Source organism: Kitasatospora sp. GAS204B, assembly GCF_029892155.1.
In the GTDB taxonomy this organism is placed as follows: Bacteria; Actinomycetota; Actinomycetes; order Streptomycetales; family Streptomycetaceae; genus Kitasatospora.
In genome coordinates, this window is record NZ_JARZAG010000026.1 from 95,988 (window position 1) to 120,266 (window position 24,279).

At 72.0% G+C, this 24,279-nt stretch carries 25 protein-coding genes and 1 tRNA gene; 19 read left to right on the top strand and 7 right to left on the bottom strand.

Going from position 1 to position 24,279, the window contains the following annotated elements; genetic code table 11:
- Window positions 1–119 precede the first annotated feature (119 nt).
- Entirely contained in the window at window positions 120–1,370 is a 1,251-nt protein-coding gene (locus P3T41_RS29235; RefSeq protein ID WP_280693546.1) for a PTS transporter subunit EIIC, read from the bottom strand.
- A gap of 378 nt (window positions 1,371–1,748) precedes the next feature.
- On the opposite strand from P3T41_RS29235, the gene P3T41_RS29240 reads away from it, so the two are divergent.
- The 4 genes from P3T41_RS29240 to rdgB all read left to right on the top strand — a co-directional run bounded on the left by P3T41_RS29240 (window position 1,749) and on the right by rdgB (window position 4,083).
- Window positions 1,749–2,108 (top strand): PTS glucose/sucrose transporter subunit IIB, encoded by a 360-nt coding sequence (locus tag P3T41_RS29240; protein WP_280693547.1) that lies wholly within the window; start codon window positions 1,749–1,751, stop codon window positions 2,106–2,108.
- Window positions 2,109–2,240: 132 nt separating this feature from the next.
- Entirely contained in the window at window positions 2,241–2,966 is a 726-nt protein-coding gene (gene rph, locus P3T41_RS29245; protein ID WP_280693548.1) for a ribonuclease PH, read from the top strand.
- Window positions 2,967–3,049: 83 nt separating this feature from the next.
- Window positions 3,050–3,439 carry a hypothetical protein gene (locus P3T41_RS29250; protein WP_280693549.1) on the top strand — a complete coding sequence of 130 codons (390 nt, stop codon included), beginning with the start codon at window positions 3,050–3,052 and terminating at the stop codon, window positions 3,437–3,439.
- Window positions 3,440–3,471: 32 nt separating this feature from the next.
- Window positions 3,472–4,083 carry an RdgB/HAM1 family non-canonical purine NTP pyrophosphatase gene (rdgB, locus tag P3T41_RS29255; RefSeq protein WP_280693550.1) on the top strand — a complete coding sequence of 204 codons (612 nt, stop codon included), beginning with the start codon at window positions 3,472–3,474 and terminating at the stop codon, window positions 4,081–4,083.
- A gap of 54 nt (window positions 4,084–4,137) precedes the next feature.
- Here rdgB and P3T41_RS29260 read toward each other — a convergent pair.
- Window positions 4,138–4,221, bottom strand: a tRNA-Leu gene (locus tag P3T41_RS29260).
- A gap of 364 nt (window positions 4,222–4,585) precedes the next feature.
- Between P3T41_RS29260 and P3T41_RS29265 the strand changes: the two genes are divergently transcribed.
- From P3T41_RS29265 to P3T41_RS29275, 3 genes are read left to right on the top strand one after another with little or no spacing between them, the layout of a single operon-like run.
- A complete protein-coding gene (locus tag P3T41_RS29265; RefSeq protein ID WP_280693551.1) occupies window positions 4,586–5,638 on the top strand; it encodes a substrate-binding domain-containing protein in 1,053 nt (350 codons plus the stop codon).
- 42 nt (window positions 5,639–5,680) lie between these two features.
- Window positions 5,681–7,240, top strand: a complete 1,560-nt coding sequence (locus tag P3T41_RS29270; RefSeq protein ID WP_280693552.1) for a sugar ABC transporter ATP-binding protein — start codon at window positions 5,681–5,683, stop codon at window positions 7,238–7,240.
- On the top strand, window positions 7,237–8,274 hold the full coding sequence (locus P3T41_RS29275) for an ABC transporter permease (RefSeq protein WP_280693553.1): 1,038 nt from the start codon (window positions 7,237–7,239) through the stop codon (window positions 8,272–8,274). The genes P3T41_RS29270 and P3T41_RS29275 overlap by 4 nt, the downstream gene beginning before the upstream one ends.
- Before the next feature lie 70 nt (window positions 8,275–8,344).
- On the opposite strand, the gene bcp is transcribed toward P3T41_RS29275, so the two are convergent.
- A complete protein-coding gene (gene bcp, locus P3T41_RS29280) occupies window positions 8,345–8,818 on the bottom strand; it encodes a thioredoxin-dependent thiol peroxidase (RefSeq protein WP_280693554.1) in 474 nt (157 codons plus the stop codon).
- A gap of 132 nt (window positions 8,819–8,950) precedes the next feature.
- Here bcp and P3T41_RS29285 point away from each other — a divergent pair, with 132 nt between their 5' ends.
- Window positions 8,951–9,313 carry a DUF3618 domain-containing protein gene (locus tag P3T41_RS29285; RefSeq protein WP_280693576.1) on the top strand — a complete coding sequence of 121 codons (363 nt, stop codon included), beginning with the start codon at window positions 8,951–8,953 and terminating at the stop codon, window positions 9,311–9,313.
- A gap of 350 nt (window positions 9,314–9,663) precedes the next feature.
- A complete protein-coding gene (locus tag P3T41_RS29290) occupies window positions 9,664–9,966 on the top strand; it encodes a co-chaperone GroES (RefSeq protein WP_280693577.1) in 303 nt (100 codons plus the stop codon).
- 91 nt (window positions 9,967–10,057) lie between these two features.
- Here the strand turns inward: P3T41_RS29290 and P3T41_RS29295 are convergent, their stop codons facing one another.
- Window positions 10,058–10,522 (bottom strand): hypothetical protein, encoded by a 465-nt coding sequence (locus P3T41_RS29295; protein ID WP_280693555.1) that lies wholly within the window; start codon window positions 10,520–10,522, stop codon window positions 10,058–10,060.
- 353 nt (window positions 10,523–10,875) lie between these two features.
- Here P3T41_RS29295 and P3T41_RS29300 point away from each other — a divergent pair, with 353 nt between their 5' ends.
- The 7 genes from P3T41_RS29300 to P3T41_RS29330 all read left to right on the top strand — a co-directional run bounded on the left by P3T41_RS29300 (window position 10,876) and on the right by P3T41_RS29330 (window position 17,705).
- The gene (locus tag P3T41_RS29300) at window positions 10,876–11,688 is read left to right on the top strand and encodes an ABC-2 family transporter protein (protein ID WP_280693556.1); all 813 of its coding nucleotides are present in this window, start codon (window positions 10,876–10,878) and stop codon (window positions 11,686–11,688) included.
- Window positions 11,681–12,568, top strand: coding sequence for an ABC-2 family transporter protein (locus tag P3T41_RS29305; RefSeq protein ID WP_280693557.1), 888 nt, complete (start codon window positions 11,681–11,683; stop codon window positions 12,566–12,568). The genes P3T41_RS29300 and P3T41_RS29305 overlap by 8 nt, the downstream gene beginning before the upstream one ends.
- 56 nt (window positions 12,569–12,624) lie before the next feature.
- Complete coding sequence (locus P3T41_RS29310; RefSeq protein ID WP_280693578.1) at window positions 12,625–13,575, top strand: ATP-binding cassette domain-containing protein; 951 nt, start codon at window positions 12,625–12,627, stop codon at window positions 13,573–13,575.
- Between the two features lie 63 nt (window positions 13,576–13,638).
- Window positions 13,639–14,793, top strand: coding sequence for a hypothetical protein (locus P3T41_RS29315; protein WP_280693558.1), 1,155 nt, complete (start codon window positions 13,639–13,641; stop codon window positions 14,791–14,793).
- Between the two features lie 28 nt (window positions 14,794–14,821).
- On the top strand, window positions 14,822–16,120 hold the full coding sequence (locus P3T41_RS29320; protein ID WP_280693559.1) for a DUF445 family protein: 1,299 nt from the start codon (window positions 14,822–14,824) through the stop codon (window positions 16,118–16,120).
- 92 nt (window positions 16,121–16,212) lie between these two features.
- Window positions 16,213–17,244: an adenosine deaminase gene (locus P3T41_RS29325; protein ID WP_280693560.1), complete on the top strand. Its 1,032-nt coding sequence runs from the start codon at window positions 16,213–16,215 to the stop codon at window positions 17,242–17,244.
- Window positions 17,245–17,564: 320 nt separating this feature from the next.
- Complete coding sequence (locus tag P3T41_RS29330) at window positions 17,565–17,705, top strand: hypothetical protein (RefSeq protein WP_280693561.1); 141 nt, start codon at window positions 17,565–17,567, stop codon at window positions 17,703–17,705.
- Window positions 17,706–18,391: 686 nt separating this feature from the next.
- Here the strand turns inward: P3T41_RS29330 and P3T41_RS29335 are convergent.
- The gene (locus P3T41_RS29335; protein ID WP_280693562.1) at window positions 18,392–18,700 is read right to left on the bottom strand and encodes a DUF6412 domain-containing protein; all 309 of its coding nucleotides are present in this window, start codon (window positions 18,698–18,700) and stop codon (window positions 18,392–18,394) included.
- 115 nt (window positions 18,701–18,815) lie between these two features.
- On the opposite strand from P3T41_RS29335, the gene P3T41_RS29340 reads away from it, so the two are divergent.
- On the top strand, window positions 18,816–19,097 hold the full coding sequence (locus P3T41_RS29340) for a type II toxin-antitoxin system prevent-host-death family antitoxin (RefSeq protein WP_280693563.1): 282 nt from the start codon (window positions 18,816–18,818) through the stop codon (window positions 19,095–19,097).
- Window positions 19,090–19,494, top strand: coding sequence for a type II toxin-antitoxin system VapC family toxin (locus P3T41_RS29345; protein WP_280693564.1), 405 nt, complete (start codon window positions 19,090–19,092; stop codon window positions 19,492–19,494). The genes P3T41_RS29340 and P3T41_RS29345 overlap by 8 nt, the downstream gene beginning before the upstream one ends.
- A 6-nt stretch (window positions 19,495–19,500) precedes the next feature.
- On the opposite strand, the gene P3T41_RS29350 is transcribed toward P3T41_RS29345, so the two are convergent.
- Window positions 19,501–20,571 carry a Gfo/Idh/MocA family oxidoreductase gene (locus tag P3T41_RS29350; RefSeq protein ID WP_280693565.1) on the bottom strand — a complete coding sequence of 357 codons (1,071 nt, stop codon included), beginning with the start codon at window positions 20,569–20,571 and terminating at the stop codon, window positions 19,501–19,503.
- Between the two features lie 157 nt (window positions 20,572–20,728).
- Here P3T41_RS29350 and P3T41_RS29355 point away from each other — a divergent pair, with 157 nt between their 5' ends.
- A complete protein-coding gene (locus P3T41_RS29355; protein ID WP_280693566.1) occupies window positions 20,729–22,852 on the top strand; it encodes an ATP-binding protein in 2,124 nt (707 codons plus the stop codon).
- Window positions 22,853–22,873: 21 nt separating this feature from the next.
- Here P3T41_RS29355 and P3T41_RS29360 read toward each other — a convergent pair.
- Window positions 22,874–24,279, bottom strand: a 1,406-nt coding sequence (locus tag P3T41_RS29360) for a hypothetical protein (protein WP_280693567.1), incomplete at its 5' end; no start/stop codon positions are given.

A 24,279-nucleotide genomic window follows, 5' to 3' on the forward strand; every position in this document is an offset into this window, starting at 1 on the left:
ACCAGTTTTCTAGCACGCCACGAGGAGAGCCGGAAGGTCCGGCAGCCTCGCAGGTGGGAAGCGCTATGAAATCGAAACCTTGTTGAGGATTAACGATCTTCTGCCGTGCTCACCCGCGGTCACGCCTTGGTGACATCCTCGATCTCGTCCTCCGGTTCGCGCCCCAGGGTCGGCAGGTCGAACCGGATGATCGCGAAGCGGAAGAGCGAGTAGTACAGCGCCGCGAAGACCAGCCCGATCGGAACGATCAGCCACGGCTTGGTGGCCAGGTGCCAGTTCAGCAGGTAGTCGATCAGGCCGGCCGAGAAGCCGAAGCCGTCGTGCACCCCCAGCCCCCAGGTGACCGCCATCGACAGGCCGGTGAGCAGCGCGTGGATCCCGTACAGCACCGGGGCGATGAACATGAAGGAGAACTCGATCGGCTCGGTCACCCCGGTGATGAAGCTGGTCAGCGCGACCGAGATCATCATCCCCAGGACGGCCTTGCGCCGCTCGGGCCGGGCGCAGTGCGCGATCGCGATGGCGGCCGCGGGCAGGCCGAACATCATGATCGGGAAGAAGCCGGACATGAACTGGCCGGCCGTCGGGTCGCCGTGGAAGAAGCGCGGGATGTCACCGCTCCACACCTTGCCGGTCGCGTCGGTGAAGCTGCCGACCTGCTGCTGGAAGAAGGTGTTCAGGAACTGGTGCATGCCGATCGGGATCAGCAGCCGGTTGGCCACGCCGTAGATGCCCGCACCGGCCGAGCCGAGGCCCGTCAGCCAGTCGCTCGCGTGGGTCAGCCCGCTGCCGATCGGCGCCCAGGCCAGGCCGAAGACGATGCCGAGCAGGGTGCCGACGAAGGCCATGATGATCGGCACCAGCCGCCGGCCGTTGAAGAAGCCGAGCCAGTCGACCAGCTTGGTGCGGTGGTACTTCTGCCAGATCAGCGCGCTCAGCAGGCCCACCACGATGCCGCCGAAGACCCCCGGGTCCTGCGGCTTGCCGGCCGGCAGGGCGGCGGTGATGCTGCCGGCCACCGGGAAGACGGTCAGCACGTTGTGGAAGACCAGGTAGCCGACCAGCGCCGCCAGCGCGGTCGAGCCGTCCGCCTTCTTGGCGAAGCCGATCGCCACGCCGACGCAGAAGAGCAGCGCCAGGTTGCCGAAGACCGCATCGCCCGCCGTCGCGAAGACGGCGGCCACCTTGTTCCAGCCCAGGCCGTCCTTGCCGAAGACGTCGTCCTGACCGAGTCGCAGCAGGATGCCGGCGGCGGGCAGCACGGCCACCGGAAGCTGCAGGCTGCGGCCGATCTTCTGCAGACCCTGCAGCAGGCCGGCGCCGGGCTTCCTGGCAGGCGGGGCGGCCGCGGGAGCGGTCGTCGTACTCATGGGCTTCCTTCGGTGGACGGCGGGCGGCGTTGCCCGGACGGCCAGAGCAGACGCTATTGGTCTACGCCAGTTCGGGGATCAGCCCAGCCTGACACGACGCGGACGGGGGCCGGAAAGGCGTCGCCGAACCAGGGTATTTGGTCATCTTCCGGACAGGAAGAAGCCTCGGCGCCCGGCGGGGTCGGTCGGGGAACGCAGACCTGGCCCCGCGCGTTTGGGAAGTACACCCACATTGGTGTAGACCAGTTGCGGTGTGGCGCCACCGCTGTGGACCCGAGCCCCGCCCGTCGTCATCCTGGTCGTCCTGGAGGAAGATCCACGGTACGCGCGCGGTGCTGGGCCGAACGTGCGCCAGCGTGGCGGAACACCCTGAACCGGGTGATCCTGGTCGCGCCGGAGCACACGGCGGGCCTGAGCCCCCGTCACCCCGGCCACTTCGCACGGCACACCGCAGGACGGCCTCCGGCAAGGCAGCCGGAACGCCGAGACAGAGGGAGAAAGACAATGGCCACCAAGGCTGAGAAGATCGTCGCCGGTCTGGGCGGTATCGCCAACATCGAAGAGGTCGAAGGCTGCATCACCCGCCTGCGGACCGAGGTCATCGACCCCTCCCTCATCGACGAAGCCGCCCTGAAGGCCGCCGGCGCCCACGGCGTCGTCAAGATGGGCACCGCGATCCAGGTCGTGATCGGCACCGACGCCGACCCGATCGCCGCCGAGATCGAAGACATGATGTGAGTCTCACCTGAGGCCCGCCCGAGGCCCGCCCGACGGCCTGTCACCGGCGAACGGTGGCGGGCCGTCGGCGTGCCCACCGGCGTCCCGCGACGGGTACGTCCGGTATGCCGGAACCGACTACGCTCAGGCGCTATGTCACGCATCGACGGCCGCACCCCAGACCAGCTCCGCCCGATCACCATCGAACGCGGCTGGAGCAAGCACGCCGAAGGCTCCGTCCTCGTCTCCTACGGCGACACCAAGGTGCTCTGCACCGCCAGTGTCACCGAGGGCGTCCCGCGCTGGCGCAAGGGCAGCGGCGAGGGCTGGGTCACCGCCGAGTACGCCATGCTGCCGCGCGCCACCAACACCCGCGGCGACCGCGAGTCCGTCCGCGGCAAGATCGGCGGCCGCACCCACGAGATCAGCCGCCTGATCGGCCGCTCGCTGCGCGCCGTGATCGACCACCGCGCGCTGGCCGAGAACACCATCGTGCTCGACTGCGACGTCCTGCAGGCCGACGGCGGCACCCGCACCGCGGCCATCACCGGCGCCTACGTCGCGCTGGTCGACGCCGTCTCCTGGGCCCGCGAGAAGAAGCTGCTGCGCGCCAAGGGCCAGCCGATCACCGGCGGCGTCAGTGCGGTGAGCGTCGGCATCATCGACGGCGTCCCGATGCTCGACCTCCGGTACGAGGAGGACGTCCGCGCCGAGACCGACATGAACATCGTCTGCACCTCCGACGGGCGCTTCGTCGAGGTCCAGGGCACCGCCGAGGGCGCCCCGTTCGACCGCGACCTGCTCAACCAGCTGCTGGACCTGGGCACCCTGGGCTGCGCCGAGCTGGACGAGATCCAGCGCAAGGCACTGGAAGGCTGAACCGCCGGGCCGCGGTGGGCTGTACAGCGAAGCGGTGCAGACCGTACCGTTCCCGCAACAGCTCACCGCATCGGAGGACCGCGATGCCGCCCAGCCTCACCCGCCCCGCCGGCCTGGCCGTAGCCGCGCTGATCGCCGTCCTCCCGCTCAGCGCGGTCAGTTGCTCGGCCACCCAGAAGGCGATCGACTGCGGCAACACGGCGGTCTCGGTCGGCACCGACCTCAGCCAGCTCGGCAGCGCCTACAACAACTCCACCAACGACCCGGCCGCCGCCGGGCGGGCGATGTCCAAGCTCAAGACCGACCTCGACAAGCTCGGCAAGAACGCCGGCAACACCGATGTCTCCAAGGCCGTCACCGACATGCGGACGCAGGCCGACAAGGCCCAACAGGCGATGGACGCCAAGCAGGTCCCGGACCTCGGCCCGCTGGGCGACGCGGCCGGCAACCTGACCAAGGTGTGCACCGGCTGACGGAGGTGCTCGAGAGGGAATACTGAGGCGTCATGAGCACCCCTCGACGCCTCGTCCTCGCCACCCGCAACCAGCACAAGGTCGGTGAACTGCACGCCATCCTCGGCGCCGCCGGCCTCGACGTCGACCTGGTCGGCGCCGACGCCTACCCCGAGATCCCCGACGTCCGCGAGACCGGCGTCACCTTCGCCGAGAACGCCCTGCTGAAGGCACATGCCCTGGCCCAGGCCACCGGCCTGCCGGCCGTCGCCGACGACTCGGGCCTCTGCGTCGACGTGCTGGGCGGCGCCCCCGGCATCTTCTCCGCCCGCTGGGCCGGCAAGCACGGCGACGACCGGGCCAACCTCGAACTCCTGCTGGCCCAACTCTCCGACATCGCCGCCCCTCACCGCACCGCCCACTTCGCCTGCGCGGCCGCCCTGGCCCTGCCGGACGGCACCGAGCGCGTGGTCGAGGGCCGCCTGCTCGGCACCCTGCGCCACGAGCCCGCGGGGGATGGCGGGTTCGGCTACGACCCGATCCTGCAGCCCCTGGGCGAGACCCGGACCTGCGCGGAGCTGACGGCCGAGGAGAAGAACGCGATCAGCCACCGCGGCGAGGCGTTCCGCGCGCTGGTGCCGCTGGTGCGGGAGTTGGTGGGGTAGCGGAAAAGCTGAAGGCCCGTCAGTTCTCTGACGGGCCTTCGATTGCAAGGCTAGTGCGGCCGGAGGGAATCGAACCCTCACGAGGTTTCCCTCACTGGCACCTAAAGCCAGCGCGACTGCCTGTTCCGCCACGGCCGCATGCGCTCAGTCTAGAGCCTTTGCGATGGCGGGGGCACCGTCAATTCGCTTGGTGCGGCGTGCGTTGATCCACCACTCCCGTTGCGGCCGCGGATCGTCGGGCCGGTTGTCCGACTGCTGGACGCCCTGGGGTTACGGGCTGTCAGCGAACCCCCCTCATCATCGGCCCTCTTCCTCCGCCGGGCCGCACGGGCTACCGTCACGCTCTGCCACTCTTCACACGATCTGACAACAGTTCCGTTGCGACCTGTGCGTATCTGTGCGAAACCCCTTGACGCACGTGGTCAGAGGGGATGTCATATGGCACGTCACGTTGGAACCTGTTCGGTTCTGATCGATTGTGATCCAAAGGAGCCCTCCACCCATGACCACCGTGCGCCACCGCCGTCGCGCAGCCGCCGCCACCGTCGGCTTGATCGTCACCCTGGGCCTGACGGCCTGTTCGACCGGCCAGTCGAGTTCCAGCTCCGCCGGCGGCAACGCCGCTCCGGTCAGCGGGCAGATCTCGATCACGTACCTGCAGAAGCAGGGCGATCAGCAGTACTTCATCGGTGAGGCGGCCGGTGCCAAGGCGAAGGCCGCGCAGCTGGGTGTGAAGCTGAACGTGGTCAACCTGGGCAACGACGCCAACCAGACGGTCAGTGACGTGCAGTCGGCCATCGCGCAGAAGAGCAACGGCATCATCATCGTGCCGCCGGACCCGGCGGTCGGGCCGCAGGTCGTGCAGACGGCCAAGGATGCCAAGGTGGCGCTGCTGACCTCGGACGACCAGGTCTGCGCCACCGGCCCGGCGCCGGCCAACTGCAACCCGAAGGACCTGCTGCCGCGGATCGGCTTCAGCGGCCAGCAGATGGGCCAGCAGGTCGGCCAGCGCGCGGCCGAGGAGTTCAAGAAGACCGGCTGGGCGCCGGCCGACACCCGGATCATCTCCGCCTGGCAGCAGGACGTGACGGTCTGCGGTGACCGGGTCAAGGCTGCCAAGGCCGCCTTCGACACGGGCGCCGGTGCGAGCATCCAGGACATCGAGGTCTCCACCGACAACACGCCCACCGGTGCGCAGGACAAGGTGGCCGCGACGCTGACCGCCAACCCCGGCGTCAAGCACTGGATCATCTGGGGCTGCAACGACGAGAACGTGCAGGGCGGCATCACCGCCATGCAGAACGCCAACATCACGCCCGACAACGTGATCGGCGTCGGTCTCGGTGCCTACCTGGCCTGCAAGGACTGGGGCAGCGGCAAGCCGAGCGGGATGAAGGCCGCGCTCTTCATCAACGGCTCCGACGTGGGCGCGCTCGCGGTGCAGACCATGTACGACAAGCTCAAGAACGGCAAGGACTTCCCGCAGGAGGCCTTCGCGCCGACCGCCATGGTGGACGCCTCCAACTGGCAGTCCTCCGGCGTCCAGTGCAGCTGAGCACCACGCACCCCGGCACTGTGAGGAACCTGAGGTAGCACCTTGACGACCAAGACGACGAACGCGGGCGCCGGTGTCCGCGAGCTCGGCAAGCGCTTCGGCGAGGTCCGGGCGCTGGGCGGGGTGACCCTGGACTTCCCGGCCGGCCAGGTCACCGCCCTGATGGGGGAGAACGGGGCCGGCAAGTCCACCCTGCTGAAGATCCTGACCGGCGATCACCAGCCCACCGAGGGTTCGGTGCTGCTGGACGGCGCCGAGGTGGAGCTGCACTCGCCGGCCAGAGCCCGGGCGGTCGGCATCCGGATCATCCCGCAGGAGCCGGAGATCATCCCGCACGTCTCGGTCGCCGAGAACGTCTACGCCGGCGCGCTGCCCCGCAAGGCGGGGCGCCGGCTGGACCGGGCCGAGCTGCGCCGCCGGATCGAAGCCGATCTGGACCGGCTGGGCTTCTCCCGGGTGCTCGACCCGGACCTGCTGGGGTCCGAACTGACCCCGGCGCAGCGTCAGCTGGTGGAGATCCTGCGGGCGCTGACCGGTGAGGCGAAGGTGATCGCCTTCGACGAGCCGACCAGCTCGCTCTCCGAGCAGGAGGTGGAGGCGCTCTTCGGGCTGATCCGCCGGCTGCGCGACGCGGGCGTGGCGGTGATCTACGTCTCGCACCGGATGAAGGAGATCTTCCAGCTGGCCGACCGGATCGCGGTGCTGCGCGACGGCACGCTGGCCGGGGTGCTGGACGCGGCGCAGGCTTCCGAGGGCGAGCTGGTGCGGCTGATGGTGGGCCGCGATCTGTCGGCGATGTTCGTCCGGCAGAACGTCGCGACCGACCAGGTGGTGCTGGACGTCCAGCACTTGAGCACCGACGACGTGACGGACATCAGCCTGACCGTGCGGGCGGGCGAGGTGGTGGGCCTGGCCGGGCTGATCGGCGCGGGCCGCTCCGAGCTGGCGCTGGCGCTGGCCGGCGACCTGCCGGTGCGCTCGGGCACGGTCCACCTGGACGGTCAGGAACTGCGCTCGGGCCACCCGGGTGCGGTGATCCGGGCCGGGCTCGGCCTGGCACCGGAGGAGCGCAAGGCCCAGGCGCTGTTCCTGCAGCGCACGATCCGGGACAACACCTCGTTGGTGGTGCTGGAGCGGTTGCGGCGCTGGCGGTTCGTCAGGCGCACGGCCGAGCGCGAGCTGGCCCAGCAGTACGCGGACCGGCTGCGGGTGCGGGCGCCTTCGATCGAGCACGAGGTGCGCAAGCTGTCCGGCGGCAACCAGCAGAAGGTGGTGCTGGCCCGCTGGCTGGCCCGCAAGCCCAAGGTGCTGATCCTGGACGAGCCGACCCGCGGCATCGACGTGGGTGCGAAGGCGGAGATCTACCAGATCATCGCCGACCTGGCCAAGGAGGGGGTCGCGCTGCTGGTGATCTCCTCCGAGCTGCCCGAGGTGCTCGGGCTGGCGGACCGGGTGGTGGTGATGCAGAACGGCCGGATCACCGGCGAGTTGGACCGGGCCGAGGCCACCGAGGAGCGGATTCTCGCCCTGGCGATGGCCGATGACCTGGCGTCAGGCCCTGACCTGGCGGCTGCTGCGAGCGACGAAGGAAGGACCGCATGACCACCACGACCGTTTCCGAGAGCACGCCGACCGGGAGCGTGCCGCCGGCCAAGCGCGGCGGGGTCGTCGGCCTGCTGGCCTCGATCGGCGGGCAGAACCTGAGCCTGGCCGGTGGCCTGGTGTTCCTGCTGGTGCTGTTCGGCTCGCTCAACGGCAACTACCTGAGCTGGGACAACATCCAGGTGATCGCCGAGGCGGTGACCATCAGCGGCCTGCTGGCCGTGGTGCAGACCGTCGTGATCATCTGCGGCGGCCTGGACATCTCGGTCGGCTCGCAGGCCGGCCTGGCCTCGGTGGTCAGCGCGATGGCCTTCACCTCCACCGGCTCGAACGCGCTGCTGGGCATGGCGGCGGCGATCGGCGTGGGCGTGGTGATCGGCGGGCTGAACGGCCTGATCATCGTCTACGGCCGGGTCAACGCCACCATCGCCACCCTGGCGGGCCTGGCGGCCTACAAGGGTGTCGCGCAGCTGATCTCCAACGGCTCGGCGCAGGGCTACGTGCTCAACGACAGCATCTTCATCTTCCTCAGCCGGGGCAAGATCGCCGGGCTGCCGGTGATGGTCTGGCTGCTGATCGTGGTGGCGCTGGCAGTGCACGTGATGCTCAAGTACACCGACATCGGCCGCAACATCTACGCCATCGGCGGCAACGACACCGCCGCCCGGCTGGCCGGTATCAACATCAACAAGTACCTGATCGCGGTGTACGGCCTGCTGGGCGTGGTCGCGGCGGTGGCCGGCATCCTGCTGACCGCGCGCACCGGCTCCGGCCAGCCGGTCTCCGGCAGCGAGGGCCTGGAGCTGCAGTCGATCACCGCCGCGGCCCTGGGCGGCTGCGCCCTGCGCGGCGGCAAGGGCGGCATCGGCGGCACGCTGCTCGCGGTGGCGCTGCTCGGTGCGCTGGAGAACGGGTTGACCGTCCAGGGGATCAACTCGTTCTGGCAGAACGTGGCGCAGGGTGCGCTGCTGGTCGTCGCTGTGGTGATCCAGCAGCGGCGCAGCGGCGAACGGGCAGTGGGGCTGCCCGCCTGACCCGGCGTCGCGAAAAGGCGGCGGCCCCGGCCCCCTGTGTGGGGGGAGCCGGGGCCGCTGTGCTCGGGGTCTACGCCTCGACCTTGAGGTCGCGCAGCAGCTTGGCGACGTGGCCGGTGGCCTTGACGTTGTACAGGGCCCGCTCGACCTTGCCCTGCTCGTCGACGATCACGGTGGAGCGGATCACGCCGACCACGGTCTTGCCGTACAGGCTCTTCTCGCCGTAGGCGCCGTAGGCCTCCAGCACGGCCCGGTCCTCGTCGGAGAGCAGGGTGACCCTGAGGTCCTCGGTCTCGCGGAACTTGCCGAGCTTCTCCGGCTTGTCCGGCGAGATGCCGATCACGTCGTACCCGGCGCCCGCGAAGACCTCCAGGTTGTCGGTGAAGTCGCAGGCCTGGGTGGTGCAGCCGGGGGTCATCGCGGCCGGGTAGAAGTAGACGATCACCTTGCGGCCCAGGTGGTCCGCCAGGGACACCTGCTTGCCGTCGGCGTCGGGCAGGGAGAAGGCGGGGGCGGTGTCCCCGGCCTGGAGACGCTCGGTCACGGTGGGATCTCCTCGTGCTGGACTGGCGGTCGTGCCATCGCAAACCTACCTCTGATGGTGGGTGGGACTGCGCGGCTCGGCAGCCGAACTGACAGACTGAACGGCAGCAGACCGTGACGCGAGGTGAGTGAGGTGGCCCGGGTGGGCAAGGGGAAGACGAAGGACGCCGCGCGGGATGACGCCGGGCGGACCACCGCCGAGATCGAGGCGAACATCGCGCGGACCCGTGACCAGCTGGCCGACACGCTGGACGAGCTGGCGATGCGGGTGCACCCGTCCACGGTGGCCGCGCAGGTGCGGGCGAAGGCGCTGGCTTCGGTGGAGCAGCGGCTGGGCCGGCTCTACGTCGGCGCCAGCCGTGGCGTGGAGCAGCTGAAGGCGCAGTTCGTGGACGAGAAGGGGCAGCCGCGCAAGGAGCGGATCGTGCCCGCGGTGCTGGTCGGCGGCGGGGTGGTGCTGCTGCTCGCCTCGGCTCGTAAGAGGGTCCGCCAGTAGGGGGCCGGCGTCGCGACGCCCGGGCTGTCGCCTGGACGGCTTCTCCTCAGTCGCCGATGCTCCGCATGGACTCCTTCGTCGGCACCGCCCAGACTCGGCCCGGACGCCGCTCCTTGATCCGGCCCCCTACCGGCGGACCCTCTAAGCGCAAGAAGGACTGATCGGGCCCACTGATCGGGCCGGGCGGATCGGATGGATCGCGGGCTGGCGCCACGGCGCGGGCCCGCGACAGGTACGGTCTGGGCGTGAGTGTGAACGACGAGCAGAGCAAGCAGCCCGAGCAGCCGGCGCCCGCCGGGCTGCCCGAACACGGCCGACACGACCGGCTGGGCGAGAAGCTGCCCATCCGGATGCTGCACGACCGGGTGCTGGTGCGTCCCGAGGGCGGTGAGGGTGAGCGCCGCTCGACCGGCGGAATCCTGATCCCCGCGACCGCCGAGCTGAGCAGAAGGTGCACCTGGGCCGAGGCGGTCGCGGTGGGGCAGAGCGTGCGGTCGGTGGAGCCGGGGGACCGGGTGCTGTACGACCCGGAGGACAAGCTCGAGGTCGAGGTGCGTGGCGCGACGTACGTGCTGCTGCGCGAGCGCGACCTGCACGCGGTGGCCGCCGAGCGGCTGACCGATTCGGATGGGTCGACCGGGCTCTATCTGTAGGTTTTCTGACGTTGTGTGAGGGCCCGTCTCCGGTGGAGGCGGGCCCTCAGTCGTTCGGCGTAGGTGCGGTGGCCGGGGCGGCACGGTCGGCTCACTGTTTGGAGCGAGGCGATGACGGAACGTTTCGCCCGTTAACCATCGAACAGGAAGAGACCCTCATGCGTGCCATATGGACGGCTGCCGCGTTGACCGCGGCGATCAGCCTCACCTCGGTGACCGCGGCGGCCGCGGCCGTCCCGCTCCGTGACCCGGACGCGTCGCGGGTGATGCCGGTGTCGGCGTTGCCGCTGCGGCCGGCGGTGACCGCGCCGTCACCGACCTTGCCGACGACGCCGACTCTGCCGACGACGCCGACTCTGCCGACGTCGCCGAGCCTGCCGACCACGCCGTCGTTGCCGACGACGCCCAGTCTGCCGACGACGCCGTCGCTGCCGAGCACACCGTCGCTGCCGAGCGTCCCAAGTGTCCCGAGTGTCCCGAGCTTGCCGACGACGTTGCCGAGTCTGCCGGACCTCGGTGTGCTGACGCAGTTGCTGAGCACTCTGCTCTCGACCATCCAGAATCTGCTGGCCGGGCTTGGGCTGCCCGTCACGCTGCCGTCTCTGCCCAGCCTGCCCGCCCTCGGGTCGAGCATGCAGTCGAACAGCCACTAGGGCTCGCCCTCAGGTCGAACCCGCGGACACCGGTACCCCCGGCGCCACCCGGCGCCGGGGGTACCGGTGTCTCTGCCGGAAAACGGCTGCCGGGCCAAGCGGCTTGCCGCTACGGTGGTCTGACACAACCTCATATATCACTCAGCCCCGAACGACGCCCCCACCCCCGGGGGTCCGTCGATCGGGGCTGTCGGGCGCTGGGCCGTTCCTGCCGTGCGGGAGTGGCACTGGCAAAAAGTCGACAAGGAGATATTTGATGGACACGTCGGCCGGGCTCTACCTGGCCATGGCCCGCGGCTCCTTCCGCCGGTACTCCACCTACCGGGTGGCGACGCTGGCGGGGGCCTTCACCAACACCGTCTTCGGCTGCATCCTGGCCGCCACCTTCCTGGCCCTGTGGCGGGCCAGGCCCGGCCTGGGCGGTTACGACACCACCCAGGCCGTCACCTACATCTGGGTCAGCCAGGCGCTGCTGGTCGCCGTCGCCGCGTGGGGCGGCGGGTTCCAGGACGACCTGCAGGCGCGGTTGCGCACCGGCGACATCGCCGTCGACCTCTACCGTCCGGTGGACTTCCTCGGCTGGTGGCTGGCGGCCGACCTGGGCCGGGCGGCTTTTCAGCTGCTCACCCGCGGTGCCGTCCCGCTGGTCGCCGGGGTGCTCCTCTTCCATGCCCGGCTGCCGCACTCGGTGCTGACCTGGACGCTCTTCCTCTGCTCGGTGCTGCTGGCGATCACGGTCAGCTTCGGGCTGCGGTTCCTGGTCTCGGTGACCGGCTTCTGGCTGGACGACTCCGAGGGGCTGCGGTCGCTGATGCTGGTGGTCTCGATGTTCCTGTCCGGGATGCTGCTGCCGCTCGGGCTCTTTCCGGACGGGCTGCGGCAGGCGGCCCAGGCGCTGCCCTGGGCGTCGCTGGTCCAGGTGCCGTGCGACCTCTTCCTCGAGCACCGGACCGGACGGGCGGCGGTGGCCGCGCTGGGCTTCCAACTGGTCTGGGCGGTGCTGCTGTTCGCGGCCGGCCGGGTGGCGCAGTCGCTGGCCACCCGCAAGGTGGTGGTCCAGGGTGGCTGAATCGTCGCTGATCGCGTCGCCGCCGGCCGAGCGGCTGTCGGTCGAGCCACTGCCGGCCGAGTCGCCGGTGGCCCGGCTGCGCTGGGCGGTGGTCTCCTGGCGCCTGGCGGCCGCCATGTGGATGCGGGCCGCGATGTCCTACCGGGCGAACTTCCTGCTCACCTCGGTGGGCAGCCTGCTGGCCACCTTCCTGGACTTCCTGGTCCTGGTGCTGATGCTCCGTCACACCGGCCGGCTCGGCGGTTGGACGCTGCCCGAGATCGGCCTGCTCTACGGCACGTCGAGCTTCGCGCTGGGCGTCGCCGATGTGCTGGTCGGCAGCGTGGAGGGGCTCGGCCAGCGGATCGCCTCCGGGACGCTGGACGTGCTGCTGATCCGGCCCGCCCCGGCGCTGTCCATGGTCTGCGCCGAGCGCTTCACGCTGCGCCGGCTCGGCCGGCCGTTGCAGGGGCTGCTGGTGCTCGGCTGGTCGATGGGTGCGCTGCCGATCGCCTGGACCTGGCCGAAGCTGCTGTTGCTGGCCGCGCTGCTGGTCAGCGGCACGGTGATCTTCGGGGCGATCTTCGTGGCCGGTGCGACCGTGCAGTTCTGGTGGGGCGAGAGCCGCGAGTTCCAGAACGCCTTCACCTACGGCGGAGCCACCCTGCTCAGCCACCCGCCGGGCATCTACGGCAAGCAGCTGCTCGCCGGGGTGACCTTCGGGGTGCCGCTGGCCTTCGTCAACTGGCTGCCGCTGCTGTACCTGCTGGGCCGCCCCGACCCGCTCGGACTGCCGCCGGCCTTCGAGCTGGCCTCCCCGCTGGTGGCCGCGCTCAGCGTGCTCGGCGCCGCGCTGGCGTGGCGGGCCGGGCTGCGGGCCTACCGGGGCACCGGAAGTTGACTCCCTGTCAGCCCTCATCAGCCGATCCGTCATCAGAAGGAGTACCAGAAGTGAACCTGATCGAGCTCGACAACGTCTCCCGCACCTTCACCGTGCGCACCAGGGTCGGCCGGCTGCGCCGCGAGCGGCGTGAGGTGCGCGCCGTGCAGGGGCTGAGCTTCACCGTCGCGCCCGGCGAGTGCGTCGGCTACATCGGGCCGAACGGCGCCGGCAAGTCCACCACGATCAAGATGCTGACCGGGATCCTGGTGCCGAGCGGTGGCCGGCTGCGGGTCGCGGGCGTGGACCCGGCGCGGGAGCGGGCCCGGCTGGCCCGCCGGATCGGGGTGGTGTTCGGGCAGCGCACCACGCTCTGGTGGGACCTGCCGCTGCGCGACTCCTTCGAGCTGGTCCGCCGGCTCTACCGGGTCCCGCCCCCTCGCTACCGGGCCAACCTGGCCCGCTGCGTCGAACTGCTGCGCCTGGGCGACCTTTTGGACACCCCGGTGCGCCAGCTCTCGCTCGGCCAGCGGATGCGCGGCGACCTGGCCGCCGCCCTGCTGCACGACCCCCAGGTGCTCTACCTGGACGAGCCGACCATCGGCCTGGACGTGCTGAGCAAGGCGCGGGTGCGGGAGTTCCTGCGCGAGGTGAACGAGGCCGGCACGACCGTGCTGCTGACCACCCATGACCTCACCGACATCGAGCAGCTCTGCCGCCGGGTGATGGTGATCGACCACGGCCGGGTGGTCTACGACGGGGACCTGCCGGGGCTGCACGCGCAGGGCGAGAGTGAGCGCACCCTGGTCGTCGACCTGGTCCGCGAGGGGGCGCCGATCGACCTGCCCGGCGTGCGGGTGGTCAAGGTCGAGGGCAACCGGCAGTGGCTGGCCTTTCCAGCCGCCCGCAGCGCGGCCCCGATCGTGGCCGCGGTCGCCGACCGTTATCCGCTGCTCGACCTGTCGGTGCGCGAACCGGTGATCGAGGACGTGATCGCACGGATGTACGCGGGGGCGACGATCGGCTGACGGTGAGTGACCCCGGCCCGCCCCGCGCCGTTGAGCCAGGTGGATCGGCGACGAGGTGATGGCGTGACGGGCAGTGGGCGGGCGGGTGACCCGGAGGTGACCGTGGTGCTGGTCGGCCCGCCGCCACGGACCGGCCCGTCGCCGGCGCTGGACTCGCTACTGGCTCAGTCGATCTGGCTCCGTCGGCCCGGGGCGTTGCAGTTGCTGGCCGCCGGGACGGGCGGGGCGGCCGTGGCCGGGTGTGTCGAACTGTTCGGCGATCGGCAGCGGGTGCGCGGGCGCTACCTGTTCTTCCTCGGCACGGGGGAGCGGCTCGCCGAGCAGGCGCTGGAGCGGCTGGTCGGGCTCGCCGACCGGGCGGGGGCGGACGTCGTGCTCGGGCGGACGGCGGGCGCCGAGCAACCGGCGTTCGAACGCGAGCTCTTCGAACGGACCAGGGAGCAGGTCGGCTTCACCGACAGCGCGCTCGCCTACGCGCTCCCGCAGGCCCGGCTGTTCCGGCGCGCGGCACTGGAGTACCACGGGCTGCCGACGCTCGGCCTCGACCCGTCGTGCGACCTGCGGTTCGCGCTGCCGTTCGCGGTGGAGACCTGCCTGCGCTCGCGGCGGGTCGCGGTGCTGGGCGGGGTGGACTGCCTGCTCGCGGCGGCGCCCGAGGCGCCGGACCGGCCCCGGCACGAGGAGCGGCTGCGCGCGCTGGCCGCAGCCCTGGTGGTGGCCGAGCGGCTGGCCGAACCGGGTGCGGAGGCGGCGGCGCTGCGCGACTGGGCGTTCGGTTGGGAGCTGCCGCGGCTGCTGCGCCCGGACTTCCTGACGCTGGAGGTGGCGGCCCAGCGCCGGCTCTGCGCCGGCGTCGGGCGGCTGGTCGAACGGTACTGCCCGGCGGCCGAGTACCAGGCGCTGGCGCCCCGCGACCGGCTGCGCCTCGACCTGGCCCGGCGCGGGCGGGCGGCGGCGCTGCGGCGGCTGATCCGCTATCAGGCGGCGTACGGGGAGCCGGTCGGCTACCGGGTCGCGGGCGAGGAGCGGCCGGTGGCGGTGCTGCCGGCGCAGCTGGGGCCCTCGCTGGTGCTGCAGGTCTGGCGCGGCCTGGTGCCGGCCCAGGTGCGCCGCCGGCTGCGGCGCCGGCCGGCCTGGCGCGGCCTGATGAACCGGGCGTACGCGCGCTGGGGCCAGGGTCCGAGTCAGGGGGAGCTCAGGGACGTGACAGCGGTGTAATGGCCCGATGATCGGTGACACTGGTCGAGTGGAGAGCGAGAGTACGGCCCAGACGGCTGCGACCGGCGTCCGGTTCACCGCCGCCGACGAGGAGAAGCGCCAAGGCGTGCGCCGGATGAAGATCATCGCGACCGGCCTGCTGGCCTTCGCCACCCTGGTCTACGCCCTGGCCACCTGGGCCGGTTCGGCCGGCTGGGGCAGCTGGACCGGCTACGTCTCGGCCGCCGCCGAGGCCGGCATGGTCGGCGCGCTGGCCGACTGGTTCGCGGTCACCGCGCTGTTCCGCCGTCCGTTCGGCCTGCCGATCCCGCACACCGCGATCATCCCGACGAAGAAGGACGCCTTCGGCCGCTCGCTCGGCCAGTTCGTCGGCGAGAACTTCCTCTCCGCGCAGGTGGTGCGCAGCCGGCTGGCCGCGCTCGGCATCGCCCGCCGGCTCGGCGAGTGGCTCGCGGTGCCGGCCAACGCCGAGCGGGTCACCAGCGAGGCGGCGGCCGCGCTGCGCGGGGTGCTCGCGGTGCTGCGCGACGAGGACGTGCAGGCCGTGGTCGGCGAGGCGGTCACCCGGCGGGCGGCCGCCACCCAGGTCGCCGAGCCGATCGGGCGGCTGCTCGGCAAGGTGGTGGCGGACGGCGGTCACCACGGCGTGGTCGACCTGGTCACCGTCCGGGCGCACGACTGGCTGGCCCAGCACCATGCGGACGTGGTGACCAAGGTGGCCATAAAGTCGCCCGGCTGGACCCCGAAGTTCATCGACCATCAGGTCGGTGAGCGGGTCTACAAGGAGCTGATGCGCTTCGTCACCGCGATCCGGGACGACCCGCACCACCCGGCCCGGGGCGCGATCGACACCTTCCTGGCCGACTTCGCCGTCGAGCTGCAGACCGACCCGGCGACCAAGGAACGGGTCGAGCGGGCCAAGGCGGAGCTGCTGGCCCGGGACGAGGTGCAGGAGCTGATCGCCTCCTCGTGGAGCGCGGTGCGCGCCCTGGTGCTGGCCGCCGCCGAGGACGAGCAGAGCGAGCTGCGCCGCCGGATCCAGGTGGGCGTGCGCTCCTTCGGGCAGAAGCTGGCCACCGACGAGCGGCTGCAGGTGAAGACCGACGGCTGGCTGCAGGACGCCGCGCAGTACGTGGTGGAGACCTACCGGGCCGAGATCACCTCGCTGATCTCCGACACCGTGGCGGGCTGGGACGCCGACGACGCCTCCCGCAAGATCGAGGCCAACGTCGGGCGCGACCTGCAGTTCATCCGGATCAACGGCACCGTGGTCGGCGCCCTGGCCGGTCTGCTGATCCACACGGTGGCGACCGCGGTCGGCGGCTGAGCCCTCCGATCCGCCGGCTGAGCCGTGCGATTCGGCGTTGCCGAGCCGTGCGATGATGCGAGGTCTGTTCGAGGACGACGGAGGAGTAGAGGATGTCCCGCGGGATCGAGGCGTTCATCGCCGGGCTGCCCAAGGCCGAGCTGCACGTGCACCACGTCGGCTCCGCCTCGCCGCGCGTGGTGGCCGAGCTGGCCGCCCGGTACGAGGGGAGGACCGAGGTGCCGGCCGACCCGGCCGAACTCGCCGAGTACTTCACCTTCACCGACTTCGCTCACTTCATCCAGGTCTACCTCTCGGTGGTCGACCTGGTCCGGGACGCCGAGGACGTCCGCTCGCTGACCTACGGCGTGGCCCGGGACATGGCCCGCCAGCAGATCCGCTACGCCGAGCTGACCGTCACGCCGTACAGCTCGGTGCGCCGGGGCATCCCGGACGTGGCGTTCATGGAGGCGATCGAGGACGCCCGCAAGAGCGCCGAGCGGGACTTCGGCCTGGTGCTGCGCTGGTGCTTCGACATCCCGGGTGAGGCGGGGCTGGCCTCGGCCGAGGAGACCGCCCGCCTCGCGCTGGAGGTGGGCGCGGACGGGCTGGTCAGTTTCGGCCTGGGCGGCCCGGAGATCGGCGTGCCGCGTCCGCAGTTCAAGCCGTACTTCGACCGGGCCCGGGCGGCCGGTCTGCACAGCGTCCCGCACGCCGGCGAGTCGACCGGGCCCGAGACGGTCTGGGACGCGATCCGCGAGCTGGGCGCCGAGCGGATCGGGCACGGCACGCAGTCCTGGCGGGACCCGGCGCTGCTCGACTACCTGGGCGAGCACCGGATCCCGTTGGAGGTCTGCCCCACCTCCAACCTGGCGACCCGGGTGGTGGAGCGGATCGAGGAGCACCCGATCAAGCGCTTCGTCGACGCCGGACTGCTGGTGACGGTGAACAGCGACGACCCGCCGATGTTCGGCACCGACCTGAACACCGAGTACCGGGTGGCGGCCGAGCTGCTGGGGCTGGACGAGGCGGGCGTGGCCGCGCTGGCCAAGAACTCGGTGGAGGCCTCGTTCCTGGACCAGGCGGGCAAGACGCGGATCGCCGGCGAGATCGACGACTATCTCGCGGGGTGGCAGCGGCCCTAGGGCGTCTTTCATCATTCCCGCCGGGCGCGCGACGCCGGGCATTCCGCCTGGACGCACCGGCGAAACGTCCAAGTACGACCCAGTACGAGGACGCTTCGCCGGCACGCCCAGCCGGGCGCCCACCGCCGCGCGCTGATCCGACGCGAATGATGAAACACGCCCTAGCCGGCGGCGCGGGCGCGCCGCGCGCGGCCGGTCGGCTTGCTGGTGCGGCTGCTGTTGCTCCCGTTGCTGTTCCCGCTGCCGCTGCGGCGCGGCTGCTGCGCCTGGGGCGCGGCTTGCGGGCGGGGGTGGCGGGCCGGGGTGCGGGCAGGGCGGGGGTGGCGGGTGCTTCGACCGCCTTCGCGGCTGCCTTTGCCGAGGCCTTCACCAGAGCCTTCGCCGGCTCGCTCTGCGGCCGCGGGGTGCGGTGCAGCCAGGCCCGCTCGGCGGTGGTCCAGCCGGTGGTGGTGAGCAGGTAGAGCGCGGCCGCCAGCGGGACGAGCGCCGCGAAGAGCACGGTCAGGAACGAGAGGTACGGCGCGATCGCGGCGCCGGGTGCCTGCTGCGGGGCCGCCTGGGCGGCGGCGCGGGCCCGGCGGAAGCCGGCGTACCCGACACCGGCCAGCGCCAGGTAGAGCCCGGCGAAGACGGCCAGCTGCCCGGGCCCGTGCGCGGCGCCCAGGTGGGTGCCGAGCGGGACGCCGAAGAGGGTGTGGCCGAGCAGGTCGTTGTGCACGCCGTCCACGGTGGGCAGCGTGAAGAGCCGGTACATCACCGAGAAGAACGGGATCTGCACCAGCATCGGCAGGCAGCCGGCGAACGGCGAGGCCTGCTCCTTCTTGTAGAGCTCGGCCAGCGCCGCCTGCAGCCGCTCGGGGCTGCCCTTGTGCTTCTTGTTCAGCTCCGCCACCTGCGGCGCGAGCCGGGTGCGGGCCTTCTCGCCGCGCGCGGCGGCGCGGGCCAACGGGTGCAGCACGAGGCGCACGCAGATGGTGAACAGCACGATCGCGGCGGCGGCCGGCAGGTAGTGGGCGAGCGCGCCGACCACGCTGTGCGCGAGGCCGATGGCGGGGTCGAAGATCGAGAAAAGCGACATGCGAGGGTGGCCCTCCGGCGTCTGACGGACTGTGAGACGGCGGACGGCCGCGCAGCGGGCGCGGTGGGACTACACCAGGGCTTGCGCGGCCGCCAGGGCCGCGCCCGGTGCCCTGGGCCGGCGGCGGCCCCGGGCATCCGGATCGCGTTGCGGCAGGAAGGCGGTGCGCAGGGCTTGGCGCCGCAGGGTGCCGTCCCGCACGGCGTGCGGGGCGCGGGCGCCGAGCAGCCGGGTCAGCACGAAGGTGGTCGTGGCCACCCCGGCCAGCACCATCAGGGTCGCGGCCGCGGCCAGCGCGGTCAGTCCGGTGGTGCCGCCGGGCAGCACGTCACCGGTCAGCAGGCGGAGCACGCCGAGGAGCAGGACGAGTGGATGCACTGCTGAGCCTCCTCGGGAGCGTCGGGCCACGACCACCGATGGTACGGGAACAAGGGACGGAGCCGGCAGGAAAACGGGCGTAGTCCTGTGTGTCTCACAGAGCTACGATGGCTGTATGAAGACGATTACCCAGCGCGAGTTCCGCAATCACTCCGCGACGGTGATGGACGCGGTGGAGGCGGGTGAGAGCTACCTCATCACCCGCAACGGCGTCGAGGTGGCCGAGCTGCGCCCGGTCGCCCGGCGGCGCCGGCTGAGCGCGGAGGAACTGGTGGCCCGCCATGCGCGGCTGCCTCGGGTCGACTACGCGCTGATGCGCCAGGAGGCCGACGAGTTCTTCGGCACCGAGGACCGTGTTGGCGAGGACGGCGACCCGTTCGAGCGACGGCGTGGCTGAGCGCCGGCCCTCGGGCGTACTGGACACGTGCACCTACATCGACCTGGACCTGCTCGATCCGGCGAGCCTGCCGGTCCTCCCGGAGCTGACCGCCATCAGCCTGGCCGAGCTGCAGCAGGGCGTCGCGATGGCCAGAGACGCGGCGTCCAGGGCGGGGCGGTTGGAGAAGCTCGGCGCGGCGGTCGCCGATTTCGAACCGTTGCCGTTCGACGGGCCGGCGTCGGCGCGGTACGGGACGCTGGTCGCGCTGACCATCGCGGCGGGGCGCGATCCGCGCCCGCGCCGGATGGACCTGATGATCGCCGCCGTCGCCTCGGCCAACGGGCTGCCGCTCTTCACCCGCAACGCCGCCGACTTCCGGGGCCTGGAACGGGCGGTCGAGGTGATCGCGGTCTGAGCGGGCTCAGACCAGTGCCACGGTCTGCCCCGTCGCCGCGCTGCGCCGGGCCGCCTCCAGCACGGTGAGGGTGGCGACCGCGTCCAGCGGGTCGACCGGCGGCGGGGTGCCGGTGGCCAGCGCGTGTGCCAGGCTCGCGTAGAAGGCTGGGTAGTCGCCGGGGTCGGTGGCGACCGGGGCCGCCTGCTCGTCGGTGCCGAGCGTGCCGTGCAGTGCGGCGTCCTCGGTGCCCCAGGGGCGTCCGTCCCCGGGCCGGCGGCCGGCTCGCAGGTCCGCCTCCTGCGGGTCCATGCCGAACTTCACGTAGCCCGCCCGATCGCCCAGCACCCGCAGCCGGGGGCCGCCCAGCGGGGCGATCGCGCTGGTCCACAGGTGCGAGCGGACGCCGCCGGCGTGGGTGAGGGCGAGGAAGGCGTCGTCGTCCACCGCCGCGCCGTCGCGCCGGGTGTCGATCTCCGCGTACACCGTGCTGACCGGGCCGAACAGGGTGAGCGCCTGGTCCACCAGATGGCTGCCCAGGTCGTAGAGGGTGCCGCCGGCCTCGGCGGGGTCGGCCAGTTCGCGCCAGCCGGCCTTGGGCTTGGGCCGGAACCGCTCGAAGCGCGATTCGAAGCGGTGCACCCGGCCCAGCGTCCCCGCCTCGATCAGCCGGCGGGCGGTGCGGAAGTCGTTGTCCCAGCGACGGTTCTGGAAGACCGTCAGCAGCGCGCCGCGCGACTGGGCCAGGCCGCACAGGGCCAACGCCTCCTCGGCGGTGGCGGCCAGCGGCTTGTCCACCACGGTGGCCAGTCCGGCGTGCAGCGCGGCCCTGGCCAGCGGCACGTGGGTGCGGTTCGGGCTGGCGATCACCACCAGGTCGAACTCCGCGGCCCCGACGAAGAGTTGCTCGGGGGTGTCCAGCGCGCGGGCGTCCGGGTGCTCCCTCGCCAGCTGGGCACGGCGGTCGGGGTTCGCGGTGACCACGGCGTCCAGGCGCAGTCCCGGGGTGGTGGCGATCAGCGGGGCGTGGAAGGCGGAGCCGGCCAGGCCGTAGCCGATCAGGGCGACGCGGTACGGGGCGGGGGAGGCGGAGGTCATGCCTCTCACTCCATCACGGCGGCGTCCGGTCCGGGGAGCGGGACGCGCTGCCCGCGCCATGACGCCCACCTCGGTAGCGGTCTGGAAGGATTCCCCGGAGCGGTACTGCGGGATACAGTCCGGCTGTGGCCGGATCGGGCGCCAGGGGGAGGCCGACGTGTTGGAGATCATGGCGGTGAGCGCACTCACCGCGTTCATCACCGCGGTGGGCAACGGCGCCGCCGGTGAGATGGGCAAGCAACTCGTCGTCTCCACGGGGGCGCTCACGCGCAGGACCTTGGGGCGTGAAACGCCGCTGCCACGCACTCAGGAGGAACGGGAGAGCCTCGCGGCGCAGCTCCATGCACGCATGGAGCACGATCCGCAGCAGGCAGCTGAGTGGGCGGCCCTGGCCAGGAGCCTTCCGGAGCAGGTCGAGGGCCTCCGGCTGGACGGTGGACTCCCTCCCGCACCACGCGACTTCACCAACCACAAGGCTGTGCTTCGCAGGGTGCGGCGTGAAGCCACTCGGCCCGCAGCTGGTCGGCCGCGGGTCGCCCTGCTGCACGGGCCGCCGGGGATCGGCACCACGTCGGTGGCTCTGCACCTGGGCGCCACTCTCCTCGCCCGGTTCCCCGACGGCCGCTTCTACGTCGATATGCGGGACGGAGCCGGCGAGGGCGGGCTCGGATCGTCCGTGGTCCTGCTGCGCCTGCTGCGCGCGATGGGGGTCGAGCCCGATCAGCTGCCGGCCACGGAAGCGGGCCGGGAGCGCCTCTACCGGCGTCTGGTCGACGGGCGCAGGGTGCTGGTGGTGGTGGACCACGTGTCGTCGCCCGCCCAGGTGCGCGGCCTCGTCCCCGCGACGCCCGACGTCTTCCTTCTCGTCGTCGTATCGGGTCGGCCCTTCCAACTGGAGGCGGAGCGGGTGGAGGTTGCTCCCCTGACCGACCGCCACGCTGCGAAGCTCGTTCGGAGCACGGCGGGAAAGCAGGCATCCGCCCAGCTCGGTCCGCACATGAAGGAGCTCCTGGAGCGGTGCGCGGGCAACGCGCTGGCACTGCGCTCGCGGACGGTGTGCCTGCTGAACGAGGCGGGCCCGGAGCAGGAGTTGGCGACCGCACCGGCGGGCACCGATCCACTGAGGGACATGGTCCGGCAGATCTGCGGCGGAGTGCGGCCCGAGGTGAAGCGACTGTGCCAGCTCACCGCGCTGGTCGGGCTGCCCTCGATCGACGCCGGGCTGGCCGCGGCTGCCGCGCGCACTGCTCCCGGCGAGGCGGCCCGGATGCTCGCCGAGGCCGCGGAGGCCCGGTTAGTCGATGCACTGGGCGACGGCCGCTACCGCTACCGCCCTCAGGTGCGCCGTCACCTGGCGGATGCCGCCGCGATCGAGCTCGGCATCGCCGAGTGCGCCGCGGGCGTCCGCCGCGTACTCGATGCCCTGCTCGCCCGGGTCCTGCACGCCGCCCATGCCGCGCTGCCGCAGAGCTGGCGCACCGAACCCGCTCCGGAGAACGGGGAGACCTCCCGCGGTGAGGCGCAGGGCGTGGCGGTTCTGGCCGCCGAGCTGGGGAACGTGGTCCGGGCGGTGTCCGTGGCCGACGAGTACGGCCACACGACGACGTCGCTGCGGCTGGCTCGCGCGCTGTGGCCGCTCCAGCTGAAGGCCGGGTACTGGGACGAGGTGCTCCCCGCTCTGCTCGTCGCGGTCCGCTGCGCCGAGGACGGCGACGCGGATCCGCGGACGGCCGGTGCCCTGCAGTTCCAACTTGCCCACTGCCTGGGCGAGATGGGCCGCATGGACGACGCCGAGGCTGCGGCGCTGGCGGCTGTGGCGAGCGAGCGCGCGGCCGGTCACCTGAGGGGAGAGGCGTCCTCGGTGGAACTGCTGGGCCTGTTGAACCTGCACCGGTGGCAGTACGAGCAGGCACACGAGCGGTTCGTCGAGTCCGAGCGGCTCTACCGGCAGATCGGTTCCGGTCAGGAAGGGGCGGCGGATCTCCCGCGAGCCCTCGCCCTGTCCGCGCGGCACCAGGGACGCGCTCTGCGCGGCACGGGAGACCTGGCGCAGGCGCAGCGGCTCCTGGAGTCCGCGGCGGAGTTCTTCGCCGCGCAGGGTGAGGCCTACAACCAGGGCCGTGCGCTGACCGACCTGGCGGAAACCCTGCACGATGCGGGCCAGAACGCCGTGGCTCTCGCGAAGGTCGCCGAGGCGGAGCAGCTGCTTCCGCCGCAGGCTGTGCCGCACCTGCAGTACCTCGCCGCGTTGCGGCTGCGCTGCGAGGTCGCCGCGGGGTAGGGCCTGGGCGGCGGCCGGGCGTCATCCCTGCGATGCCCGCCGGCTCTCCACGACCATCGGATGGGGACCGGAGGCCGTGTGCATGCGGAGGGTGGCGGTCCCGTCCGCCGGGATCGTTCCGCCGGCTGCCAGCCAGGCGAAGAGCGCCGAGGCGTAGGCTGTGGGGTCGGCGTCCGCGCCCGGACCGGCGGCCAACCGGAAGCTCCCGTGGGCTCGTGTCCGCACGAAACACAGATCCGGGCCGACGATGAACGCGGCGACCGCGCACTGCGGATGCCGGCGCAGTACGTCCGCCGTCCACGACGGTGGGCCCCCGAGCCGCGGATCGTTCGGATCCGCTTCCCGCGTGATCACGTCGGCCAGCTCCAGCACGCCGCTGTCCCGGGTGGCCTCGTGCACGGCGAGGTGCACGTCGCCGTCCGCCCCGTACGGCAGCACGGCGGATCGCTCGATCGTGATGTCCGTGCCGTCGACGACCGTCCGGACCTGCATCGGGGCCGTCCGCCGCGGCGGATCGTACGGTGGCAGCGGCAGCGGTTCGAACAGGGCTCGGCCCTCTGGTTCCGGCAGCTCGAGCAACGCGTAGAAGTGCCGTCGCAGGAGGGCCGCCGACGCGCCCGGTGCGGAGGTGACGAACTCTGTCGGGCCGGGGAGTGGACGGTGGGCCGCGATCAGGTCGTCGAACTGGGCCCGCAGGGGCTGGTGCGGGTCCAGCCGTGGTGCTTCCGCGACGAACCGTGCGACTGGTGCTTCAGGGTCCAGCCGGTCCTGGCCGTCGGCTGCGAGCAGCACCGGAGTGCCGAGCGCGGCGGCGTAGTACGTCACCGCCCCGAAGTCCCCCAGGACGACGTCCGCCGCGAGGAGTGCCTGGCGCCACGCATGGACGGGATCGACCAGGGTGAGGCCGTTGAGGCGGGCTCGGTTCAGCCAGGCCCGGATCTGCCCGGGACCGTGTCCGTACCAGATGTTCGGGTGAAGGACGGCCGCGAGCCGGTAGTCGTCCGCCGGCAACTCGGCGGCGAGCCGGGGGAGTAGCGCGGGCAGGAGATCCTGGCCGCCGCGGTTCCCGAAGAATCCCTCGGGGTTCCAGGTCGAGTTCAGTACGAGGAGCCGTTGGCCCTCGCGTACGCCCAAGGCTCGTCGGAACCGTTCGCGGTACGGGCGGGCAGCGAGCAGCCTGTCGAAACACGGGTCGCCGCCGAGCACTGCCGTGTCCTCGGCCTCCGGGCACGTCCGGCGCAATCGTTCCACCTGCTCGGGGTGGGACAGCACGAGTCCGTCGACGAACGGCTCGCCGTCCGCCAGGAGCCACTCGGCCGACAGCCCGAACGTCGGCTCCCGGCTCCCGGCTCCCGGCTCCCGGCTCCCGGCTCCCGGCTCCCGGCTCCCGGCTCCCGGCTCCCGGCTCCCGGCTCCCGGCTCCCGGC